The organism is Paenibacillus cisolokensis (genome assembly GCF_050481165.1).
GTDB lineage: Bacteria > Bacillota > Bacilli > Paenibacillales > Paenibacillaceae > Paenibacillus_AH > Paenibacillus_AH cisolokensis.
Genome location: NZ_JBCNFP010000093.1, coordinates 1 through 20300 on the forward strand (window position 1 = coordinate 1; position 20300 = coordinate 20300).

Below are 20300 nucleotides of genomic sequence, written 5' to 3' on the forward strand. Positions count from 1 at the left end.
TCATACTGCGAAAGTTGAGTACTTTAATTTTACCTTTTTCCCGCCATACTGTCCATTCGATTCATGTAAGCGCATATAAAATAATACCTTTTCCTTGATTCCAAAAAACAGTTACAATAGAACGATGGAACGAAGCCAACATCGACCGTGACCGTACGGTCTTGTATACGATCGCCAAAACCGGCGATAAACGGAGGGAGTATCGAAATGGCGATAGAAGTGGATGTTGCGATTCTGGGCGGAGGACCCGGAGGATATACGGCTGCGATACGCGCCGCCCAGGAAGGCAAGCGGGTAGCGATCGTTGAGATGGACAAGCTGGGCGGTACATGTCTGCACCGGGGCTGCATACCGAGCAAGGCGATGCTGCGCAGCGCGGAAGTATACGCCGGTTTGCTCGAAGCGGAGCAATTCGGCGTCAAGGTGGACGGAAGCGTCGCGCTCGACTTCCGGCGCGTATTGGCCAGAAGGGAAGAAACCGTCCGGCAGCTGCACAACGGGCTGCAGCATTTGATGAAGAAGCATGGCATTCAAATGATATATGGAAAAGGTCGGGTAATCGGTCCTTCTATTTTTTCGCCGCGCAGCGGCGCGATCGCAGTCGAAATGGCAGACGGAGAGACGGAATCCGTTGTCCCCGCCAATCTCATTATTGCGACGGGTTCGCGTCCGCGTCAGCTGCCCGGTCTGGAAACGGACGGCGAACGCATTCTGACAAGCGACGATGTTCTGCGGCTGGAGAAATTGCCCGCTTCGATTCTTATTGTCGGAGGCGGCGTCATTGGCGTCGAATGGGCTTCCATGCTGAACGATTTCGGCGTCGAGGTCACGATAGCCGAAAGTGCTCCCAGGCTGCTGCCGAATGAAGACCGCGACATCGCCGAAGAGCTGGCCCGCCAGCTGCGCCGAAGGGGCGTGCGGATCGCGACCGGAGTTACCTTCAAGGCGGAAACGGTGCGTCGGCATCATGACGGTATTTCCGTTACGGCGGCCACTGCCGACGGCGACGTCGAATGGACGGCGGAATACATGCTGGTGTCGGTGGGCCGGGAACCGAATACGGCCGGCATCGGTCTGGAAAATACGGATGTCTGTCTGAAAGACGGTTTTATTCAGGTGAACCAAAACTTTCAGACATCGGAACCGCATATTTACGCGATCGGCGATGTAATCGGCGGCTTGCAGCTAGCCCATGCCGCCGCGCACGAAGGCATTGCGGCTGCGGAACATCTGTGCGGCGTCGGGCTTTCCGGAACGGATTTCCGGCAAATTCCGCGCTGCATCTATTCGCGTCCGGAAATCGCCGCGATCGGCATGACCGAAGAACAAGCGAAAGCGAAAGGATATGACGTCGCGGTCGGACGCGTGCCGTTTCAAGCCATTGCGAAAGCGATCGTGGCCGGACATGCCGCAGGCTTCGCCAAAGTCGTGACGGACCGGGCGAGCGGCGACATATTGGGCGTGCATCTGATCGGCCCGCATGCGACCGAACTGATCGCCGAGGCTTCCGTTGCGGTCGGTCTGAATGCCGCCCATTGGGAAATAGGGCGGGCGGTTCATCCCCATCCGACGTTGTCCGAAGCGGTAGCCGAAGCGATGCTGGCCATCGACGGCAAATCGCTTGTCATCTGAATAATAATCGTCGATTTTATTTTTGCGGAAATAAGCGGTATAATGATATCAAGTATTAGTACCAGGTTTTAATAGCTTGGATATAAGGAGGACGATCGATGACCTCATTCGGATCTGTTCAACAGACTTCGGACCATGCCGCTCTTGGACTGACCGACGAACAGGCGCTCGATATGTACCGGACGATGCTGATGGCGAGAAGATACGACGAACGCGTCCTGCTGCTGCAGCGATCGGGCAAAATCAATTTCCACGTGTCGGGCATCGGCCAGGAAACGGCGCAGGTCGCGGCGGCTTTTGCTCTTGACCGGGAGAAAGATTATTTTTTGCCGTATTATCGGGATTACGGTTTTGTGCTGGCCGTCGGCATGACGCTGAAGGAGCTGATGCTCTCGGTATTTGCCAAAGCTGCCGACATTACGAGCGGCGGCCGGCAGATGCCGGGCCATTTCGGCAGCCGTAGGCTGCGGATTGTGACCGGATCGAGCCCGGTGACGACGCAGGTCCCTCACGCCGTCGGCATCGCGCTGTCGGCCAAGATGAAGAACGAGAAACTGGTCGCGTACACGTCGTTCGGAGAAGGCTCGAGCAATCAGGGGGATTTCCACGAAGGCTGCAATTTTGCCGGCGTTCACAAGCTCCCTGTCATTTTTATGTGCCAGAACAACCAGTATGCCATCTCGGTACCGGCTCATCGCCAGCTTGGCGGAAGGGTATGCGACCGCGCGATCGGCTATGGCTTTCCCGGCGTCAGAGTCGACGGCAACGATCCGTTGGAGGTTTATCGAACGGTGAAGGAGGCGCGGCAGCGCGCGATTGCGGGCGAAGGCCCGACGCTGATCGAAGCGATGGTTTACCGGCTGTCGCCGCATTCGACGTCCGATAACGATATGGCTTACCGCACGAAAGAGGAAGTGGAGGAGCACCGCAAACGCGACGGGCTGCCGCGGTTCAAGCAGTATTTGATCGATTGCGGCATTTGGAGCGAGGAAGCGGACGAGGAGCTGAATCAGACGATTCGCAAGCTGCTCGATGAGGCGACGGACGAGGCGGACCGGGCGCCATTCCCCGCGCCGGAGGATGCGCTGCTCCACGTGTATGCGGACGATGCGCCGGAAGGGGGATATTGAATGCCGGCTATTTCGTATCTTGAAGCGCTCAGGCAGGCGATGAGGGAAGAGATGGAGCGCGACGAAAATGTATTTGTGCTCGGCGAGGACGTTGGCGTCAAAGGCGGCGTCTTCACAGCGACAAAGGGTCTGTACGAACAATTCGGCGAGCTGAGGGCGCTCGACACGCCGCTTTCCGAATCGGCGATCGTCGGCGTGGCGATCGGCGCGGCCATGTACGGCATGAAGCCGATCGCGGAAATGCAGTACAGCGATTTTATGCTGCCGGCGACGAACCAGATTATCAGCGAAGCGGCCAAAATCCGCTACCGCTCCAATAACGATTGGAACTGTCCGGTCGTCATCCGGGCGCCGATCGGCGGAGGGGTGTTCGGAGGGTTGTACCATTCGCAATGCCCCGAGTCGGTTTTCTTCGGAACGCCCGGACTGAAAATCGTCGCCCCCTATTCGCCTTACGACGTCAAAGGGTTGCTCAAGGCGGCGGTACGCGATCCGGACCCGGTCTTATTCTTTGAAAATAAAAAATGCTACAACATGATCAGCGGTGAAGTGCCGGAAGGCGACTATACCGTGCCGATCGGGAAAGCGAATGTGCTCCGCGAAGGGGACGACATAACCGTTATCGGCTACAGCCTCCCTCTCTTTTTTGCGATGGAAGCGGCAAAAGAGCTTGCAGAGGAAGGGATCAGCGCGCATATTCTCGACTTGCGAACGTTGCAGCCGCTCGACCGGGAGGCGATTCTGGAGGCGGTGCGCCGCACGGGCAAGGTGCTGATCGTGCACGAGGACAACAAGACGGGCGGCGTCGGGGCGGAAGTGGCGGCGCTGATCGCCGAAGAGCTGCTCTATGAGCTGGATGCGCCGATTATGCGGCTATGCGGGCCGGATGTGCCGGCTATGCCGATCAATCCGCCCGGGGAGAAATTTTTTATGTTGAACAAAGATAAACTGAAGGAGTCCATGCGGCAGCTGGCGTTATATTAAAAGGTCTCTTTAAAAGGCCTTGAAAGGCCGAATACGTTCAGAAAGGCAAGTCAGTCCCGGCAAGGGGAGGATGAGTATGAAAACGGTGACGGAAATTATTTTGCCGCAGTTGGCGGAATCATTGGTGGAGGCGACGATCAGCCAATGGCTGAAGCAGCCGGGCGATCATATCGAGAAGTATGAGCCGATCTGCGATTTGATTACGGATAAAGTAAACGCGGAATTGCCATCCACCGTATCCGGAAAACTCGTCAAAATATTGGTAGGCAACGGGGAAACGGTGCCGGTAGGGACGGCGATCTGTCTGGTGGAGACGGATGAAGTATCCGGGGAAACGGCGACCGGAGCTCCCGGCGGCGGTCAGGCCGGGGATGACGCGGCGGCGCAAGCGAAAGCGACCGGAGAGAGCATGCGCGGCCGCTATTCCCCTGCCGTCCAGTACCTGGCCGCGGAGCATGGCATCGATTTGCGGCAGGTTACGGGTACGGGCATGGGCGGACGCATTACGCGCAAGGACGTTCTTGCCTATATTGCCGCCTCCGGAGCGGAGAGCAAACCGGACGGGCAGGAAGGAAAGGAGCGTCAAGCTTCTTCCGGCCAGGATGCGAACCGCACGAACACGGGGAGCGTCGTCGCGATCGATGAGGTGAAAGTTCCCGTCCGTTCGTCCGGCCTGCATCTGTCGGAGACGCCCAAAATTCCGACGGTGGAGGTGCAAGGGCAGTCCGTACCCGGACCTGGCGAATATTTCATCGACGTGACCCCGGTGCGCAATACCATTGCCAGCCGGATGCGGCAGAGCGTGTCGGAAATTCCTCACGCATGGACGATGATCGAAGCCGACGTGACGAACCTGGTCATCCTTCGCAACAAGCTGAAGGACGAATTCCGCAAGCGCGAGGGCATCAACCTGACTTATCTGGCGTTCATGATGAAGGCCGTCGTCAATGCGATCAAAGATTATCCGATTATGAACTCCGTATGGGCGGTCAACAAAATTATCGTCAAGCGGGAGATCAACCTGTCGATGTCGGTCGGCACGGAAGATTCCGTACTGACGCCTGTGATCAAAAACGCGGATCAGAAAAATATCGCCGGACTGGCCAGGGAAATCGACGATCTGGCGCGCCGGACGCGCGAAGGCAAGCTGAATCTGTCCGATATGCAGGGCGGCACGTTCACGGTGAACAATACCGGCTCATTCGGATCGATCTTGTCCAAGCCGATCATCAACTATCCGCAGGCGGCCATTTTGACATTCGAATCGATCGTCAAGCGTCCGGTCGTCATCAACGACATGATTGCCGTCCGTTCGATGGTCAACATTTGCCTGTCGCTGGACCACCGGATTTTGGACGGCGTCATCTGCGGCCGGTTTCTGCAGCGCGTCAAGGACAATCTGGAAAGTTACGACTTGGATACGAAATTGTACTAGCACGGGGGTGGCAGAACGTGGCTGACAGACGACTGGAGACGCGGTATATCCCTTCGATCGGTTACGGCGAAGCGTGGGAGATGCAGAAGAAGTACGTACGCGAAATCGACGCCGGGGAGCGGCCGGATACGCTGCTCCTCCTCCAGCATCCGCCGACTTATACGATCGGAACGGACCGTCATCCCGAGCATTTGCTGCTGGGAGAGCGGGAATTGCGGGAAAAGGGAATCGAGCTCTTCGAAATCGACCGCGGCGGGGATATTACGTATCACGGTCCGGGCCAACTGGTCGGCTATCCGCTGCTTTATCTGGATGCGGCCGGTCTCGACCTGCATGCGTATTTGCGCAATCTGGAGCAGGTGATCATCGATTGGCTGGCCGATTACGGCATCGCGGGCGGACGCAAAGCCGCCTACACGGGCGTATGGGTCGGGGAGGAGAAGATCGCGGCGATCGGAGTGAAATTCAATAAGGCCCGCAAACGAAAAGGATTCGTCACGAGCCACGGCTTTGCGCTCAATATCCGGTCCGGACTGGCCGCAGAAGGATTCGCGGGCATTATTCCTTGCGGCATCCGGGAATACGGCGTCACCTCGTTCAACGACTTGACCGGTCTCAATATGACGGTCGAACGGGCGGCCGCAGAAATGATCCCTCATTTTCAACGGGTGTTCGGCTACCCGGCTTAATAGAACAGCATGCCGGCGCCTGCCACGATCGTGGACAGCAGCATGGAAGCGAGCACCAAATAAATAACGATTTTGAAAAATTTCGAATTGCGCATGAGGCAGCACCCCTTTCGGAAAAAAATCGCTATCTCTATTGTATACGATAAAGTCGGACGGAGGGAAGGCCGATGGTTAACCGCGACCGTTTAGTGAACGAATTTATGGAGCTTGTGCGGATCGACAGCGAAACGAAGCACGAGCGGGAGATCAGCCTCATTTTGCGCCGCAAATTCGGCGAACTCGGACTGGACGTGAGCGAGGACGATTCGATGGCAAAGTCAGGCCATGCCGCGAATAACCTCTTTGCCGTTCTCGAACCGTCCGGCGCGCCGGACGCGCCCGTCATTTTCTTCACCTCGCATATGGACACCGTTGCGCCCGGGCGCGGCATCAAGCCGCGGCTTGACGAGGACGGGTACATCCGCAGCGACGGGACGACGATTCTGGGCAGCGACGACAAGGCCGGCATTGCGGCCATGCTGGAAGCGATCCGCGTGCTGAAGGAGCGGAAAGTGAAACACGGCCGCGTCCAATTCGTCATTACGGCCGGAGAGGAAGCGGGGCTTGCCGGCGCGCGTGCGCTCGATGCGTCCAAGCTGGAAGCGGAGTTCGGCTATGCGCTCGATTCGAACGGTGAGATCGGCGCGATTGCGGTCGCCGCGCCGACACAGGCGAAAATCACGATCGAATTTTTCGGCAAGTCGGCGCATGCGGGCGTCAATCCCGAGGACGGAATCAGCGCCATCCAGGTCGCGGCAAAAGCGGTCGCCCGGATGCCGCTCGGCCGAATCGACGAGGAAACGACAGCCAATATCGGAAAAATCGAAGGAGGCGGCGCGACGAATATCGTCTGCGACTATGCGAGACTCGAGGCGGAGGCGCGAAGCATCGCCCGGGAGAAGCTGGACCGTCAGATCGCCGCAATGCGCGACGCTGTCAGCAGCGCGGCGCAGGAATATAACGCGCGAGGCGAATTCAAGAGCGAGATCGTTTATCCGGCTTACAGCCATGACGACGGCGATCCGGTCGTGGAGCTGGCGAAGGCGGCGATTGCATCGATCGGCTGCAAGCCCCGAACGTTTCGCTCGGGCGGGGGAAGCGATGCCAACATTTTCAACGGACTGGGCGTGCCCACCGTCAATCTCGCTATCGGTTACGAGCATATTCATACGACGAACGAGCAAATCCGTGCGGTCGATTTGGCCAAGACGGCCGAACTTGTCGTCGCGCTGATCGAACAGGCCGCTTCGCGGCGCCGATGAATCGCTTTCCGTCCTTGCCGTCCTTGAATGGAGCGGTCCGGACGGAAAGCGATTTTTTATCGGCCGTTATCGTTCGGACGAACGCATGAAGCGGCTCGAAGAACGGGACGGCACGGCTGGAGGCGCAGATGCGGCTGCGGCGCCGTCGACGTTCTTCACGGCGGCCAGATGCGCGCGCCGCGCGCCGGACGGGCTGCCTGCCGCCAAATAACTGTGCAGCGTTATGTGCCGGCTGGCCGGCGATTTGGCCAGCTGCCGCAAATGATGCCGGATTTCCCATGCTTTGCCGACGAGCTGCATATTCCGCTCTCTTAAATACTTTTTCATGACCCGAAGCCTCCGCTATCAATCTTTGATATAATGAAGCGTATGCGGCGCTCGGACAAGTTATACCTTTGGAGCGGATCGATCGCGATGACCCTAAACCGGACAGGAGTGGAAGGATATGGAAGATAAACAAACAAGCAGGCGGCCGGAAGAAACGATCAAGACGGAACCGATCTTTGACGGTAAAATCATATCGCTGCAGGTCGATACCGTACTGCTGCCGAACGGGGCGACGGCGACGCGGGAAATCGTGCGTCATCCCGGGGCGGCCGCCGTACTCGCCCTTCTCGGGGACCGTATGCTGGTCGTCGATCAGTACCGCAAGCCGCTGGAAAAATTCCAGGTGGAAATACCGGCCGGCAAGCTCGATCCCGGGGAAGATCCGGCCATTGCGGCGGCGCGCGAGCTGGAGGAAGAAACCGGCTATCGGGCAGGCAAGCTGCGGCCGCTTGCGGCGTTTTATACGTCGCCCGGCTTTGCCGACGAGAAGCTTTATCTCTATATTGCCGAAGAATTGGAGCGGACGGAGATGAAGCTGGACGAGGATGAATTTCTGGAGGTCGAGGCCATTACGTTCGAGCAGGCCCAGGCTTATATCCGGGAAGGGCGCATCAGCGACGCCAAGACGATTCTGGCGGTCTATGCCTGGCATATTTACCGGCTGACCGGAGAGATCGGAACGTGACCGGAGCCGGCGGGCTTTCGCGGATTTTCGCTGATCTGCATATCCATATCGGATGTACGGACGCGGGAGAACCGGTCAAAATCAGCGCGAGCCGGGAGATGACGTTTCGGCGTATCGCCCGCGAAGCGGCCGAGCGCAAAGGGATCGGGCTGATCGGCGTCATTGACGCGCATTCTCCGGGCGTGCAGGACGACATAATGCGCCTGCTGGATCGGGGCGAGATGGAAGAGGTGCCGGACGGCGGCATACGATATCGGCAGACGACGATTTTGCTCGGAGCGGAAATCGAAGTGAAGGAGCCGGCAAGAGGGCCGGCGCATTATCTGGTCTTCCTTCCCCGGTTGTCGGATATGAGCGACTTTACCCGTTGGATGGAACGGCGCATGCGCAACGTCCGGCTCAGCTCGCAGCGCCTGTACGCCGCAGGGCGCGAATTGCAGCGGGAAGTGCGAGAGCGGGGCGGACTGTTCATTCCGGCACATATCTTCACGCCGCACAAAAGCTTGTTCGGCAGCAGCGCGGACAGGGTGGAGGAAGTGCTCGATCCCGGGCTGATCGACGCGGTGGAGCTGGGACTTAGCGCCGATACGGAGATGGCGGGATGGGTGGCCGACCTTGACCGGTACCCGTTCCTGACGAATTCGGACGCCCATTCGCCGGCCAAAATCGGGCGGGAATACAATGCGCTGCGCATGGCGGCTCCTACGTTTGCCGAATTTCGGCTTGCGCTGCTCGGACGGGACGGACGCGGCATCGAAGCGAATTACGGCCTGCAGCCCCGCCTCGGCAAATATCACCGGACAGCCTGCCTGCGCTGCGGAGCGGCTCCGGAAACGCCGGATTCGCGGCGCTGCGCCGTCTGCGGCGGCACGCGATTCGTTCGCGGCGTATCCGAACGGATTCGGCAGCTTGCCTCCCTCGCCGGAAGAACGGATTCGCGGACGGACGGCAGGCCGCCTTACATCCATCAGGTGCCGCTGGAATTCGTCCCCGGCGTCGGTCCCGCCGCGCTGAACAGGCTGCTGGAACGGTTCGGCAGCGAGATGGAAGTGCTTCATCGCGCCACGCCTTCCGAGCTTGCCGAGACGATCGGTCCGAAGACGGCCGAGATGATCGTCAAAGCGAGAGCAGGGCTGCTCGCCCTTAAGGCCGGCGGAGGCGGCCATTATGGCGGCGTCATAACCGGTACGAGCGGTACATAAACTGTACCAATCGGACAAGAAGGGAGAAAGCTATGCGTTCGCCATTCAAGCAGCCGGTCGTCAAGGATCAGCTTACGCTGTTTGTGTTCGTGTCCGTCCTGTTCGTGGTCGGCGCGATTTTTGGCGCTCTCGTCGTGAGCGCCCTGACATTGGAGCAACAGCAGACGCTGGCGGACGATATCGACCACTACGTCAAATTAATGGATGCGGGCATAGCGCCGGACGGAGCGGCAACATTCCGGGACCGATTGCTGTTCCACGCCAAGTGGCTGCTGCTGATATGGCTGCTGGGCACGACCGTGGTCGGAGTCCCGCTTGTGCTCGCGCTCGATTTCCTGAAAGGCGTGCTGGTCGGATTTGCCGTCGGAACATTGGTGAGCCAACATGCATGGAAAGGCGCCGCCTTCTCTCTCGCCTCGGTCGCACCGGCCAACATCCTCGCGGTGCCGGCGATTTTGATCGCCAGCGCGGCGGCCATATCGTTCGCGGTTTATGTGGCGAAGAACCGGATTTTGTTCCGGCAGGGGACGCTAATGCCGCAATTTGTTTCGTTCAGCTCGACCGTTCTGTTGATGCTTTTCGCGCTTGCGGGCGCGGCTTTTTTGGAAGCTTACGTATCGCCTGTCCTGATAAAATGGGCAGCCCCTCTGATCGTTGCCGCGGGCCTCTGATACCGAAGAAGTCAAATCGCAAAAGGTTTGACTTTCTTTGCGTTTAGCCCCTATAATGGATACAAATGTTCCGGCGTGGGCACTGGATTATGTGCGAGGGGGGGAACCATGGAAGCCCGGATCGAGAAAATCAAACAACAACTGCAATCGCAGGGCTACAAGCTGACCCCGCAGCGCGAGGCTACGGTGCGTGTGTTGCTGGAGAACGAAGAGGATCACTTGAGTGCGGAAGATGTGTTTATGCTCGTGAAGGACAAGGCGCCGGAAATCGGCCTTGCTACCGTTTATCGCACACTGGAACTGCTTAGTGAGCTTCATATCGTAGAGAAGCTGAACTTCGGAGACGGCGTGGCCCGTTACGATCTGAGAACGGACAGCAACCAACACCACCATCACCATCTCATATGCGTCAAATGCGGGGCGATGGACGAAATTATGGACGACTGGCTTGGACCGCTCGAGGAGCGGCTCGAACGGGAATACGGATTCCGGGTCATCGACCACCGCCTCGACTTTCAAGGCATATGTCATCGCTGCAGGGACGAGAATGACGGAGCCGAATCGGACAAATCGAATTCATAAGAAAACCTGTTGCTTCCGGAAGATCCGCTATGCAGGCGGATTCTCCGGAAGCTTTTTTTTATGACGGGACGCGTAAGCCGGTTAAACACATATTTTTGGTTGTGCGGGGAAAACGTATCGTTTGAGGACGGTCAAAACGGCAGTCGGCTTCATACATCATAGCAAGGAGGAGGATATCGATGATTGTCGGTGTGCCGAAAGAAGTAAAAAACAGCGAATTTCGCGTTTCGCTCACCCCTGCCGGCGCGGCGGCGTTGAAGGCGGAAGGTCATACCGTCGTCGTGCAGGCGGGAGCGGGGGAAGGCAGCGGCTTTCCGGACGAGGCATACGCTGCGGAAGGGGCCGAGATCGCTCCGGACGCCGCAGAGGTGTGGGAGAGGGCCGGCATGATCATGAAAGTCAAAGAGCCGCTTCCGGAAGAGTATCGGTATTTTCGCAAAGGCTTGCTGCTCTTTACGTATTTGCATCTGGCGGCTGCTCCCGATCTTGCCCGGGCGCTCGCCGATAGCGGCGTGACCAGCGTCGCCTACGAAACGATACAGCTACCGAACGGCACGCTGCCGCTGCTGACGCCGATGAGCGAGGTGGCCGGAAGGATGGCCGTCCAGATCGGCGCGCAATTTCTGGAGCAATTTTACGGAGGACGGGGCGTTCTGCTCGGGGGAGTGCCCGGCGTCCCGCCGGCGGAAGTGATGATTGTAGGAGGAGGCATCGTCGGCACCAATGCGGCGAAAATTGCGCTGGGAATGGGTGCCGATGTGGTGATCATCGAGAAAAGCGCGGAACGGATGCGATACTTGGACGATGTGTTCGGAGGCAGGGTGCGCACGCTCATGTCCAACGCCACTAATATTGCAAGCGCCGTCCGCAAAGCCGATCTGCTGATCGGGGCTGTCCTCATTCCGGGCGCCCGGGCGCCGCATCTCGTCACCGAAGAGATGGTGCGTTCGATGAAAAAAGGGGCGGTCATCGTCGATGTTGCGGTCGATCAGGGCGGATCGATCGCTACGGTCGACCGCGTCACGACCCACGACGATCCCGTCTACGTGAAGCATGGCGTTCTGCATTATGCGGTAGCCAACATTCCGGGAGCGGTGCCGCGCACGTCCACGCTCGCGCTGACGAACGTTACGCTGCCCTATGCGCTGATGCTGGCGTCGGAAGGACTGGGGGCCGCTTACCGCAACGAAGCGCTGCTCAAAGGCGTCAATACGCACGAAGGCAGCATTACGCACTTGCAAGTGGCGCAAGCCGTCGGGCTGCCCTACCGGACGCTCACTCCGCTTTGATTCCCGCTAAGCGGCTTGACCGGAGCCGCATAATTCGGACGTTCGCCACATATGGTGTGGTACGGGGCGGCGGTTGTCCGCTTCCCCGGTGCGAACGTTGGAGGTGGGGCGGGAATGGTCGTATCCGTACGCAAATGGGTTGGGAATCTGCTGTTTATGACGGTGTTTCTCGCGTTGTTTCTCGTCGTATCCGGCGGGTACAGATGGCTGCTTGACTTCATTTCGCCGGTCGATCCGTACCGGGAGCCGCAAGGCGAAGCGGTGAAAGCGTTCCGTCAGCTCGAGACGTATCCCGAAGGCGGATCGGTTGTCGACACGCTGCGCTGGTTTTACTGGTACGGCCAGTAATCCTGCGTCGTTTTTGCGGGCGGTCCCGACTTGCAAGCAGGAAATTCAGTTCCGGCGTGGAATATGTCGAAAGGGGGAATAAACGTTTCCCCTGCGGCGATTCGTCCGGAAAGGAAGACTTATGAAGACGTATTTGCAATCGTATACCGTTTTTTTGTCGTCCGAACGAGGCCTTTCGCAAAATACGGTGCAATCGTACAGTCGGGATGTGGAAGACGCCCTTTCGTTTTTGCGCGAAAACGGCATCGTTCAGCCGGAGCAGGTGCGCAGGCAGCATCTTTCGTTATATTTGGCCGAATTGCGGCGCCAGGGGCGAAAAGGATCGACGATCGCCCGCAAGACGGCGTCCATCCGTTCGTTTTTCCGGTATTTGTCCCGCAGCGGCGTCATATCCCGGGATCCGTCGGCGGAGCTGGAGACGCAGAAACGCGAGCGGAAACTGCCGGATATTTTGACGGTTGCAGAGATAGACAAGCTGTTGAACGCTCCGCCCAGGCATACCGTCGCCGGTTTGCGGGACAGGGCGATGCTGGAGCTGCTTTATGCCGCCGGTCTGCGCGTCTCGGAATTGACGGAGCTGGATCTGGACTCCGTCCAGCCGGCCCTCGGCATCATCCGTTGTACCGGCCGCGGCGGCAAAGAGCGGATTGTGCCGCTCGGTCAGGCCGCTGCCGCCGCGCTTGACAATTATCTCCGCCATGCCCGTCCGGCGCTCGAGAGGCCGGGCGGATCGGAGCCTGCGCTTTTTCTGAACCCGGCCGGGCTCCGAATGTCGAGGCAAGGATTCTGGAAAATCGTCAAAAAATACGCCCGCGAATGCGGCATTGCCTCGAACATAACGCCGCATACGCTAAGACATTCGTTCGCGGCCCATCTGATCGCCGGCGGAGCGGATTTGCGTTCGGTGCAGGACTTGATGGGACATACGGATTTGTCCGCCACGCAGCCGTATGCCGCCTTGTTTCCTGCCCGAATGAAGGAAATTTACGATAAAGCGCATCCTCGCGCAAGAATGGACAAATAGGCGTTAGATGTAAAAAAACGTTAGACAGACAAGGGGAGAACATACGGATGCAACAACAATTGTCTCAATCCGCGAAAATCCGGGAAGCGGCCGACTATATTCGCCGTTCGCTCCGTAAACAGCCGCAAATCGGACTCATTCTGGGGTCCGGACTCGGTGTGCTCGGCGACCATTTGACAGAAGCTGTCGTCATTCCGTACCGCGATATTCCGCATTTTCCGATATCTACGGTGGAAGGGCATGCCGGCGAGCTGATGATCGGGGAACTGGCCGGTCGAACGGTGGTGCTGATGCGGGGCCGCTTCCATATGTACGAAGGCTACGGACCGGAACTGACCGCGTTTCCGGTACGCGTCATGAAGGCGCTCGGCATCGATCGGCTGCTTGTGACGAACGCCGCGGGGGGCATCAACGCCTCGTTTGCCCCGGGCGATTTGATGCTCATTTCCGACCATATCAATTTGACCGGCCGCAATCCGCTTGTCGGTCCGAACGAAGAAGAGCTCGGCGTCCGCTTTCCCGATATGTCTGACGCGTATAGCCGGCGACTGCGTTCGCTGGCGAAAAGCGTCGCCGCGGAACAAGGAATCGAGCTGCGCGAAGGCGTTTATGTCGGCGTGCTCGGCCCTTCTTATGAAACGCCTGCCGAAATTCGTATGTTGCGCGCGATTGGCGCCGATGCCGTCGGAATGTCGACCGTCGCGGAGGTGATCGCCGCGAACCACGCCGGCATCGAAGTGCTCGGCATCTCCTGCATCAGCAATATGGCCGCGGGCATGCTCGATCAGCCGTTATCCCATCAGGAAGTGATGGAGACGACAGAGCGGGTGAAATCGCGATTCCTTCACCTCGTCAAGTCTTTGGTACCGCAACTATAGAGCCATTTTGTAACAAAATTGTAATATAACGCTCGACTGATTTTGACATTCTTTCATCATGAATTCGTCGTATAATGTTGTCCGTGAAACCGAATAAAAGTGGGAGTGTTCATGGACAATCATTTACATGTGCAAATGGAAGCGATCCGCGGCCAAATGATCGCGACAGCGCTGCGCAAGCAAACGTTTCTGCACCGCGAAGTGCTGGTACTCAGTCAAATGCTCGATGCGTTGATCGTACAAGTGCAGAGCGAGCAGCGGGCGAATCGTGTCAAAAAAAGGAACGGGCGGAGAGGAGTGCGGTGATCGGCGGCTGTCCGCATTCCGGCGGCAACTGATCCGGGCAGCTTCAGCATAAAACCGAAAAGGCCTCCACTTCCCGAAGAGGGTGGAGGCCATTTTGTGCCCGACGCCTGATTTATCCTTCTCTGTCCCGGTCCGGAACGCTGCTTACGGCCGCCGCTTTAGGCTTATCCAGTCTGAAAATTTTGTTGATAATTTTGTAGACCGTTTTCGATTCCTTCGTAAGCAGAGGGCCGAGAATGGCGAGAATCAGAACGTACAGTGCGGCGAACGGCTGCAGGATTGCAAGCAATCCTCCGGCTTTGCCGAGATTCGCCATAATGATCGAAAACTCGCCGCGGGAAACGATCGTCAAGCCGATGTTGGCGGACGACTTGTTCGACAGTCCGGCCATGCGACCGGCCAGCATCCCGGCGACAAAATTGCCGATCAGCGTAATGACGACGGCACCAAGCGACAACCATACGGCGTCTCCCAGCGACAGCGGATCGATCGTAAGACCGAAGCTGAAGAAGAACAGGGCGCCGAAGAAATCGCGGAACGGCAAGATCATATGCTCGATCCGTTTCATATGCTCCGTTTCGGCGAGCACGAGCCCGAAGAGGAGCGCACCGATCGCCTCGGCAACATGGATCGTTTCGGAGAAGCCGGCGATCAGGAACAGAAATCCGAAGATAAATAGCAGAAACACTTCATTGGAGCGAATATTTAATAACCGGTTTAAAAGCGGTGCGCATTTGCGGCCGACGATCAGGACGATCAGCATGAAACCGAGTGCAACGCCCGCGGATATCAATACATCGACGAACGAACTCGAGCCGCTGAGCACAAGCCCGGACAGAATGGAAATGTAGACGGCGAGGAAAACATCTTCGAACATGATGATACCGAGAATCATCTCGGTCTCCGGATTGGCCGTCCTTTTCAGGTCGATCAGAACTTTGGCGACAATCGCGCTGGACGAAATGGTCGTAATACCTGCGACAACGAGTATTTCCTTGAAAGGCAAGCCGACGATCCAGGCAAACAGAAGGCCGAGCGTAAAGTTGATGACAATATAAATGGTTCCGCCGACTGCGATCGATTTGCCGGACTTGATGAGCCGGCCGACGGAAAATTCAAGACCGAGGTAAAATAAGAGGAACAGGACGCCGAGTCTTCCCAGAAACTCAATTAACGACGCGCTTTCGATAAATCGAAAATCGAACAGCCCGACAACCGGAGCGTGCGGTCCTACGGCCATTCCGATCAAAATATAGAACGGAATGACGGAGAACCGCAGCTTGCTTGATAGAAGGCCAGCGAGAGCGATAAGTGTAACGGCGAGACCAAGCTGGAATACGGTATGGTCCATTCGTTATTCACTCTCGCTTAGGAGGATGTTCTTCAGCTTTTTAATATGCTGGCGTTCGCCCGCTACGATAAGCGTGCTGTTGACGCGGAACACATAATCCGGACCGGGGTTGATTTGCTTCGTATGGTCATGCTCGACGACAGCGATAATCGAAGCGCCGGTTTCTTGCCGGATTTGCATTTCGCCTATCGTTTTGCCAATGCATGCCGCTCCCGGTTCGATTTTGTACCATTCGATAATCAAATCGTTCAGCGCGATTTCGATCGTTTCCAAAGCTTTAGGCTTGTAGGCCATGCCGCCCACGATGCCGGCTATGCTCCGTGCTTCGTCGTCGTCAAGCGTCACCATCGACACCGAATCGTCCGGATCGTCGTAATCGAAGTGGTACAGCTCTCGCCGGCCGTCATCGTGAATGACGATGACCATCTTGTCTCCGCTCTTCGTATCGATCTGAAATTTCCGCCCGATGCCTGGCAAATCCGATTCGCGAATATTCATGAACTATGACCTCCGTATAGTGAGTTCTGTATATTTGTCATGACTTGACCGCAATGCTTCATACCTTCCGCAATTTACCGGATAAAAAGGTCGTGTTGCATTTGATCGGCATCAGCATCAGCAGCTTCAACCCGAGGCCTATGGCCGAACGGGTTCTGCGCTTCGCGGCGAGCCTGCGTTGAAGCCTGCGTATGTAGGACAGCGCGGGGAACGCCGGCAGCGCGGTGATGGGCTGGGCTTTCGTCAACAGCTGCGGCTTGGTCGGATAGGCGCTGCGCACGGTCGCTTTCTGCTCCAATGCGGAACGCTCGGCGAGCTGAGAGCGCTCATTAGGCAGGGGAAGCTCGTCTTCAGCCAAATTGGGGACGACGCCGGCCCATGCGACAGCGATGGAAACAAGCAGCAGCAGTAAACGGACCAGTCGGTTCTCGATCATTTTGGAACGCTTCCCCTTCCTTCATTTTTTCCCTGTTTTGCTCTTTTAGCCCCAGCCTTCGCTCATGCCTACACAATCAGGTTCAAGGATACCGTTTTGCTTCATTCAAGTCAAGAAAACCGAGAAAATCTCAACAATTTGGGCATATATATGCAACATAAATGGCATCCCGATCGTCTTATATTATAGAAGAGCGAAAAAACGAATGCGAAAAGGTCAAGGGAGCGATACATAATGAAGAAGACGACGATCAGTTTGGTTGTTGCAGTGGCTTGCTTGTTCACAGTCGGACTTGCCTTGGCCGAAAATAACGAATACGAACCCGTGCCGAGAACGGCCGACACGATAACCGTTTTTATCGATCATATCCGGAGCGCCGACGGCGGTTATGCCGTAACTTTCGATCAGGTGGACTGGTACGAAGGAGAAGAGGCGAACGCCGTATTTCGCGAACGGGAGAACGATCCGGAAGTGACCGAAGCGCCGGACGGCTATTATATCGTCAATGACGACGAGACGATGCGGACGTTGAAGCTGGACGCCAATGCCGTTGTGCTGCTGCAATTGTACAACCGTACGGGCGATCCGACGGAAGCCGAAATTGTATGGAATGAGAAAGTGCCGGCGGAACGGTTCGTCGAATTGATCGAAGCAAACGACGGATTCGGCATGAAAGATTTTCCTTATCATCTGACAGTGAAGAATGGCGTCATCGTCAAGGTCGTTCAGCAGTTTATTCCATAAACCGTATTATCGCTCGAATAATGAGGGCGGATCTTTCCGGGTAGCGGGAAGATCCGCCTTTTTACTTGCGCGGGGGCTTGGCGGAGTCCGTTACCTGTTGCCTGTTCGTTACATTGAGTTTTCGGCTTTGGGGAACACTCGTTACCAGATGTTTATCGCTTGGCAACAGGATCGATACATGAACGGGTTATGTTGAACATAAGGAGAACGAATCACTGACACAGGAGGACTTTTCATCTATGAAATTGTCATCGCTGATCCGGCATATTCCTTGCGTTCAGCTTGCCGGACAAACGGACCCCGACATAGCCGACATCCAGTTCGACTCCCGGAAAGCAGGCAAAGGGACGCTGTTCGTTTGCGTCCCCGGACTGCGGACAGACGGACATCTGTACGCCCGGGAGGCGGTGTCGCGCGGAGCGGCGGCACTGCTTGTCGAACGCCCGGTAGACATAGCGGGAACGGATGCGTCCGTCATCCAGGTGTCGGATATCCGAAACGTGATGGCAAGGCTGGCGGTAGCGTTTTACGGCGATCCGACCCGTGAGCTCAAAGTGATCGGGGTGACGGGGACGAACGGCAAGACGACGACGACCCATATGATTCGCCATTTGCTGGAGCATGCCGGCCGACCGGCCGGCATCATCGGCACATTGGGCGTCGCGTATGGCGATTTCGAGGAGAAGACGGCGAATACGACGCCGGAATCGGTCGACCTTCAGCGGTACATGCGTTTGATGGCCGACCGGGGAGCGGCATATGCCGTCATCGAAGCGTCTTCCCAGGCGCTGGCGATGGGGAGAATGAACGGCTGCCGGCGCCATCTGGCCGTCTTCACCAATCTGACCCGCGATCATCTCGACTATCATTCCACTTTGAAAGCCTATGCCGATTGCAAAGCGAAGCTGTTCGACGACAGCCTTAGCCCCGGTGCCGGGCACCCGATCGCAGTCGTCAACGCGGACGATCCGGCATCCGATTTGATGGTTCGGGCATCCCGGGCGGAAGTTATCCGTTACGGCATCCGCCGCCGTGCAGACGTCAGAGCGGTCGGCATTCGCAGCACGGACAAAGGCATGGCATTCGCTATCGCTGCGGCGAACGAAACATTCGAGGTCGAGCTCCCCCTGTTTGGCATGCATAACGTTTATAATGCGCTGGCCGCGTCTGCGGCGGCACTTCGGGAAGGATTGTCCCCGGCGGAAATCCGGGAAGCGCTGAGCGGCTTCCGCGGCGTGAAGGGGCGGTATCAGTTCGTCCGGGCAGGCCAACCGTACCGCGTGATCGTCGACTACGCCCATAATCCGGACGGTTTGAAAAAATTGTTGCAAACAGCGCGGGAGCATGGCGGCAAGCTGATCAGCGTCGTCGGATGCGAAGGCGACAAGGACAAGGGCAAACGCCCGGTCATGGCGCGGATTGCGGCTCAATATTCCGACCGGACCATCTTTACGACGGACAATCCTCATTCGGAAGATCCCATCCGCATATTGTCCGATATGTATAAAGGTCTCGATCACGCATCTTGCCGCAGCAAGGCCGTCATTATACCGGACCGGCGCGAAGCGATCGCGTGCGCGCTGGATACGGCCCGGCAAGATCCGGACTATAGCGTCGTCATCGCCGGCAAAGGGCATGAAACCCGACAATGGTGGCACGGGACGAGCATTCCGTTCGACGATGCGGAAGTTGCGGCCGAGACGATTCGCCGTCTGGAGGCTGAAAATGCGGCTGTGGTAAAATAAGACGAAGCTGATGAATGGGGAGCGATGAGCATTCGATGCAGGACGATTCGAATTTGCCGCAAGGCTCGGCCGATGAAAACGGGATGGACATCGCCAGGCTCGAGGCGCTGGCTTCGCAATTGCCGGAGTGGGGAATGCGGGATGTCGTAGTTGTCCGGCACGGACAGCTGGTATGGGAATGGCATGCAGCGGGGGACGATCGTCTAGCCGCCATCTATTCCTGTACGAAGAGCATACTTTCCGCGCTTGTCGGCATTGCGATCGGACAAGGCATACTCGCGGGGCCCGAGCAGCCGGCGGCCGAACTGCTGCCGGAACTGGCCGAGGCGGCCGACGAGCGGAAGCGCGCGATTACGATCGGGCATCTGCTGACGATGACGTCAGGGCTCGAGTGGCCCGATTTCGACAAGCCTTACCGGCGCATGAAAGCGTCCGCCGACTGGGTCCGTTTCGTCGCCGAAACGCCGCTCGCCCACGCGCCCGGCCAGGTGTTCGCTTACAATTCCGGCGGATCGCATTTGCTTTCGGCCATTCTGACCCGGGCGACAGGCGAGTCGGCATTGGTATTCGCCAGAAAGCATATATTGGATAAACTGGGAGTTCGCGATGTGCGTTGGAACGATCACGGGGGCATCAATGAGGGCGGAACCGGTATTCATATGAGTTCCCGGGATTTGGCGAAATTCGGCCTGCTGTATTTGCAGGGAGGGCGCTGGGGCGGCGAGCAGCTCGTTCCGGAATGGTGGGTGCGCGCTTCGCTTTCGCCCAAGCATAAAGGATTGATGAATTATGAGCCGCCGATCTACGGACAATACGGTTATCATTGGTGGATATCGGAGCGGTCGGCCAACCGCTGGGCCGATTGCCCGTTTGCATTCGGCTACGGCGGCCAATGTCTGTTTATCGTCCCGTCAGCCGATCTTGTCGTCGTCGTTCGCAAGCGCCCGGCCGGCCGCAATCAGGCGATCCTGTCGCATCGGGTTCTGTTTGACGGCATCGCCGAAGCAGTCCTGTCATAAGTTCGACAGTGAGAGGAGCGTATG

General features: G+C 57.5%; 22 protein-coding genes and 1 pseudogene. 18 read left to right on the forward strand and 5 right to left on the reverse strand.

Annotated features, from left to right (window positions below):
- The first annotated feature begins 207 nt into the window (after window positions 1-207).
- From lpdA to lipB, 5 genes are all read left to right on the forward strand, one after another.
- Entirely contained in the window at window positions 208-1632 is a 1425-nt protein-coding gene (gene lpdA, locus ABEV74_RS15305) for a dihydrolipoyl dehydrogenase (protein ID WP_430147190.1), read from the forward strand.
- A 98-nt stretch (window positions 1633-1730) separates the two neighbouring features.
- Entirely contained in the window at window positions 1731-2762 is a 1032-nt protein-coding gene (locus ABEV74_RS15310; RefSeq protein WP_430147193.1) for a thiamine pyrophosphate-dependent dehydrogenase E1 component subunit alpha, read from the forward strand.
- Window positions 2763-3746: an alpha-ketoacid dehydrogenase subunit beta gene (locus ABEV74_RS15315; RefSeq protein WP_430147196.1), complete on the forward strand. Its 984-nt coding sequence runs from the start codon at window positions 2763-2765 to the stop codon at window positions 3744-3746.
- Between the two features lie 76 nt (window positions 3747-3822).
- Window positions 3823-5181 carry a dihydrolipoamide acetyltransferase family protein gene (locus tag ABEV74_RS15320; protein WP_430147199.1) on the forward strand — a complete coding sequence of 453 codons (1359 nt, stop codon included), beginning with the start codon at window positions 3823-3825 and terminating at the stop codon, window positions 5179-5181.
- Window positions 5182-5198: 17 nt separating this feature from the next.
- Window positions 5199-5870: a lipoyl(octanoyl) transferase LipB gene (gene lipB, locus ABEV74_RS15325; protein ID WP_082655253.1), complete on the forward strand. Its 672-nt coding sequence runs from the start codon at window positions 5199-5201 to the stop codon at window positions 5868-5870.
- Here lipB and prli42 read toward each other — a convergent pair.
- On the reverse strand, window positions 5867-5965 hold the full coding sequence (gene prli42 / locus ABEV74_RS15330) for a stressosome-associated protein Prli42 (protein ID WP_149917096.1): 99 nt from the start codon (window positions 5963-5965) through the stop codon (window positions 5867-5869). The genes lipB and prli42 overlap by 4 nt on opposite strands.
- 72 nt (window positions 5966-6037) lie before the next feature.
- Here prli42 and ABEV74_RS15335 point away from each other — a divergent pair, with 72 nt between their 5' ends.
- A complete protein-coding gene (locus ABEV74_RS15335) occupies window positions 6038-7171 on the forward strand; it encodes a M20/M25/M40 family metallo-hydrolase (RefSeq protein WP_430147202.1) in 1134 nt (377 codons plus the stop codon).
- 243 nt (window positions 7172-7414) lie between these two features.
- On the opposite strand, the pseudogene mciZ reads toward ABEV74_RS15335, so the two are convergent.
- Window positions 7415-7498: pseudogene (gene mciZ, locus ABEV74_RS15340) on the reverse strand (Z-ring formation inhibitor MciZ); the annotation flags it as partial.
- A 118-nt stretch (window positions 7499-7616) separates the two neighbouring features.
- Between mciZ and ABEV74_RS15345 the strand changes: the two are divergent.
- The 9 genes from ABEV74_RS15345 (at window position 7617) to ABEV74_RS15385 (ending at window position 14483) form a co-directional block, all read left to right on the forward strand.
- Window positions 7617-8183: an NUDIX hydrolase gene (locus tag ABEV74_RS15345; protein ID WP_430147205.1), complete on the forward strand. Its 567-nt coding sequence runs from the start codon at window positions 7617-7619 to the stop codon at window positions 8181-8183.
- Complete coding sequence (locus ABEV74_RS15350) at window positions 8180-9385, forward strand: endonuclease Q family protein (RefSeq protein WP_430147207.1); 1206 nt, start codon at window positions 8180-8182, stop codon at window positions 9383-9385. Before ABEV74_RS15345 ends, ABEV74_RS15350 begins: the two co-directional genes overlap by 4 nt.
- Window positions 9386-9417: 32 nt before the next feature.
- Complete coding sequence (gene spoIIM, locus ABEV74_RS15355) at window positions 9418-10056, forward strand: stage II sporulation protein M (RefSeq protein ID WP_430147208.1); 639 nt, start codon at window positions 9418-9420, stop codon at window positions 10054-10056.
- 108 nt (window positions 10057-10164) lie between these two features.
- On the forward strand, window positions 10165-10638 hold the full coding sequence (gene fur / locus ABEV74_RS15360; protein WP_062493283.1) for a ferric iron uptake transcriptional regulator: 474 nt from the start codon (window positions 10165-10167) through the stop codon (window positions 10636-10638).
- Between the two features lie 179 nt (window positions 10639-10817).
- A complete protein-coding gene (ald, locus tag ABEV74_RS15365) occupies window positions 10818-11927 on the forward strand; it encodes an alanine dehydrogenase (RefSeq protein ID WP_062493282.1) in 1110 nt (369 codons plus the stop codon).
- Window positions 11928-12041: 114 nt separating this feature from the next.
- Window positions 12042-12275 carry a DUF4227 family protein gene (locus ABEV74_RS15370; RefSeq protein ID WP_062493281.1) on the forward strand — a complete coding sequence of 78 codons (234 nt, stop codon included), beginning with the start codon at window positions 12042-12044 and terminating at the stop codon, window positions 12273-12275.
- Between the two features lie 121 nt (window positions 12276-12396).
- Window positions 12397-13299: a site-specific tyrosine recombinase XerD gene (gene xerD, locus ABEV74_RS15375; RefSeq protein WP_430147213.1), complete on the forward strand. Its 903-nt coding sequence runs from the start codon at window positions 12397-12399 to the stop codon at window positions 13297-13299.
- Window positions 13300-13346: 47 nt separating this feature from the next.
- On the forward strand, window positions 13347-14177 hold the full coding sequence (locus ABEV74_RS15380; protein ID WP_430147216.1) for a purine-nucleoside phosphorylase: 831 nt from the start codon (window positions 13347-13349) through the stop codon (window positions 14175-14177).
- Window positions 14178-14288: 111 nt separating this feature from the next.
- The gene (locus ABEV74_RS15385) at window positions 14289-14483 is read left to right on the forward strand and encodes an aspartyl-phosphate phosphatase Spo0E family protein (protein ID WP_213531290.1); all 195 of its coding nucleotides are present in this window, start codon (window positions 14289-14291) and stop codon (window positions 14481-14483) included.
- Window positions 14484-14595: 112 nt separating this feature from the next.
- On the opposite strand, the gene ABEV74_RS15390 is transcribed toward ABEV74_RS15385, so the two are convergent.
- Genes ABEV74_RS15390 through ABEV74_RS15400 form a run of 3 tightly spaced genes read right to left on the reverse strand, consistent with a single transcriptional unit; the run spans window position 14596 to window position 16768 of the window.
- Window positions 14596-15834, reverse strand: a complete 1239-nt coding sequence (locus ABEV74_RS15390) for a cation:proton antiporter (RefSeq protein WP_062493278.1) — start codon at window positions 15832-15834, stop codon at window positions 14596-14598.
- A gap of 3 nt (window positions 15835-15837) precedes the next feature.
- Window positions 15838-16332, reverse strand: a complete 495-nt coding sequence (locus ABEV74_RS15395) for a cation:proton antiporter regulatory subunit (protein WP_430147220.1) — start codon at window positions 16330-16332, stop codon at window positions 15838-15840.
- 58 nt (window positions 16333-16390) lie between these two features.
- Window positions 16391-16768: a hypothetical protein gene (locus tag ABEV74_RS15400; RefSeq protein WP_430147223.1), complete on the reverse strand. Its 378-nt coding sequence runs from the start codon at window positions 16766-16768 to the stop codon at window positions 16391-16393.
- 234 nt (window positions 16769-17002) lie between these two features.
- On the opposite strand from ABEV74_RS15400, the gene ABEV74_RS15405 reads away from it, so the two are divergent.
- The 3 genes from ABEV74_RS15405 (at window position 17003) to ABEV74_RS15415 (ending at window position 20276) form a co-directional block, all read left to right on the forward strand.
- Window positions 17003-17512: a lipocalin/fatty acid-binding family protein gene (locus tag ABEV74_RS15405; protein WP_062493275.1), complete on the forward strand. Its 510-nt coding sequence runs from the start codon at window positions 17003-17005 to the stop codon at window positions 17510-17512.
- Window positions 17513-17751: 239 nt separating this feature from the next.
- Window positions 17752-19257: a UDP-N-acetylmuramoyl-L-alanyl-D-glutamate--2,6-diaminopimelate ligase gene (locus ABEV74_RS15410; protein ID WP_430147227.1), complete on the forward strand. Its 1506-nt coding sequence runs from the start codon at window positions 17752-17754 to the stop codon at window positions 19255-19257.
- A gap of 14 nt (window positions 19258-19271) precedes the next feature.
- Window positions 19272-20276 (forward strand): serine hydrolase domain-containing protein, encoded by a 1005-nt coding sequence (locus ABEV74_RS15415; protein ID WP_244863703.1) that lies wholly within the window; start codon window positions 19272-19274, stop codon window positions 20274-20276.
- The last annotated feature ends 24 nt before the right edge of the window (window positions 20277-20300 follow it).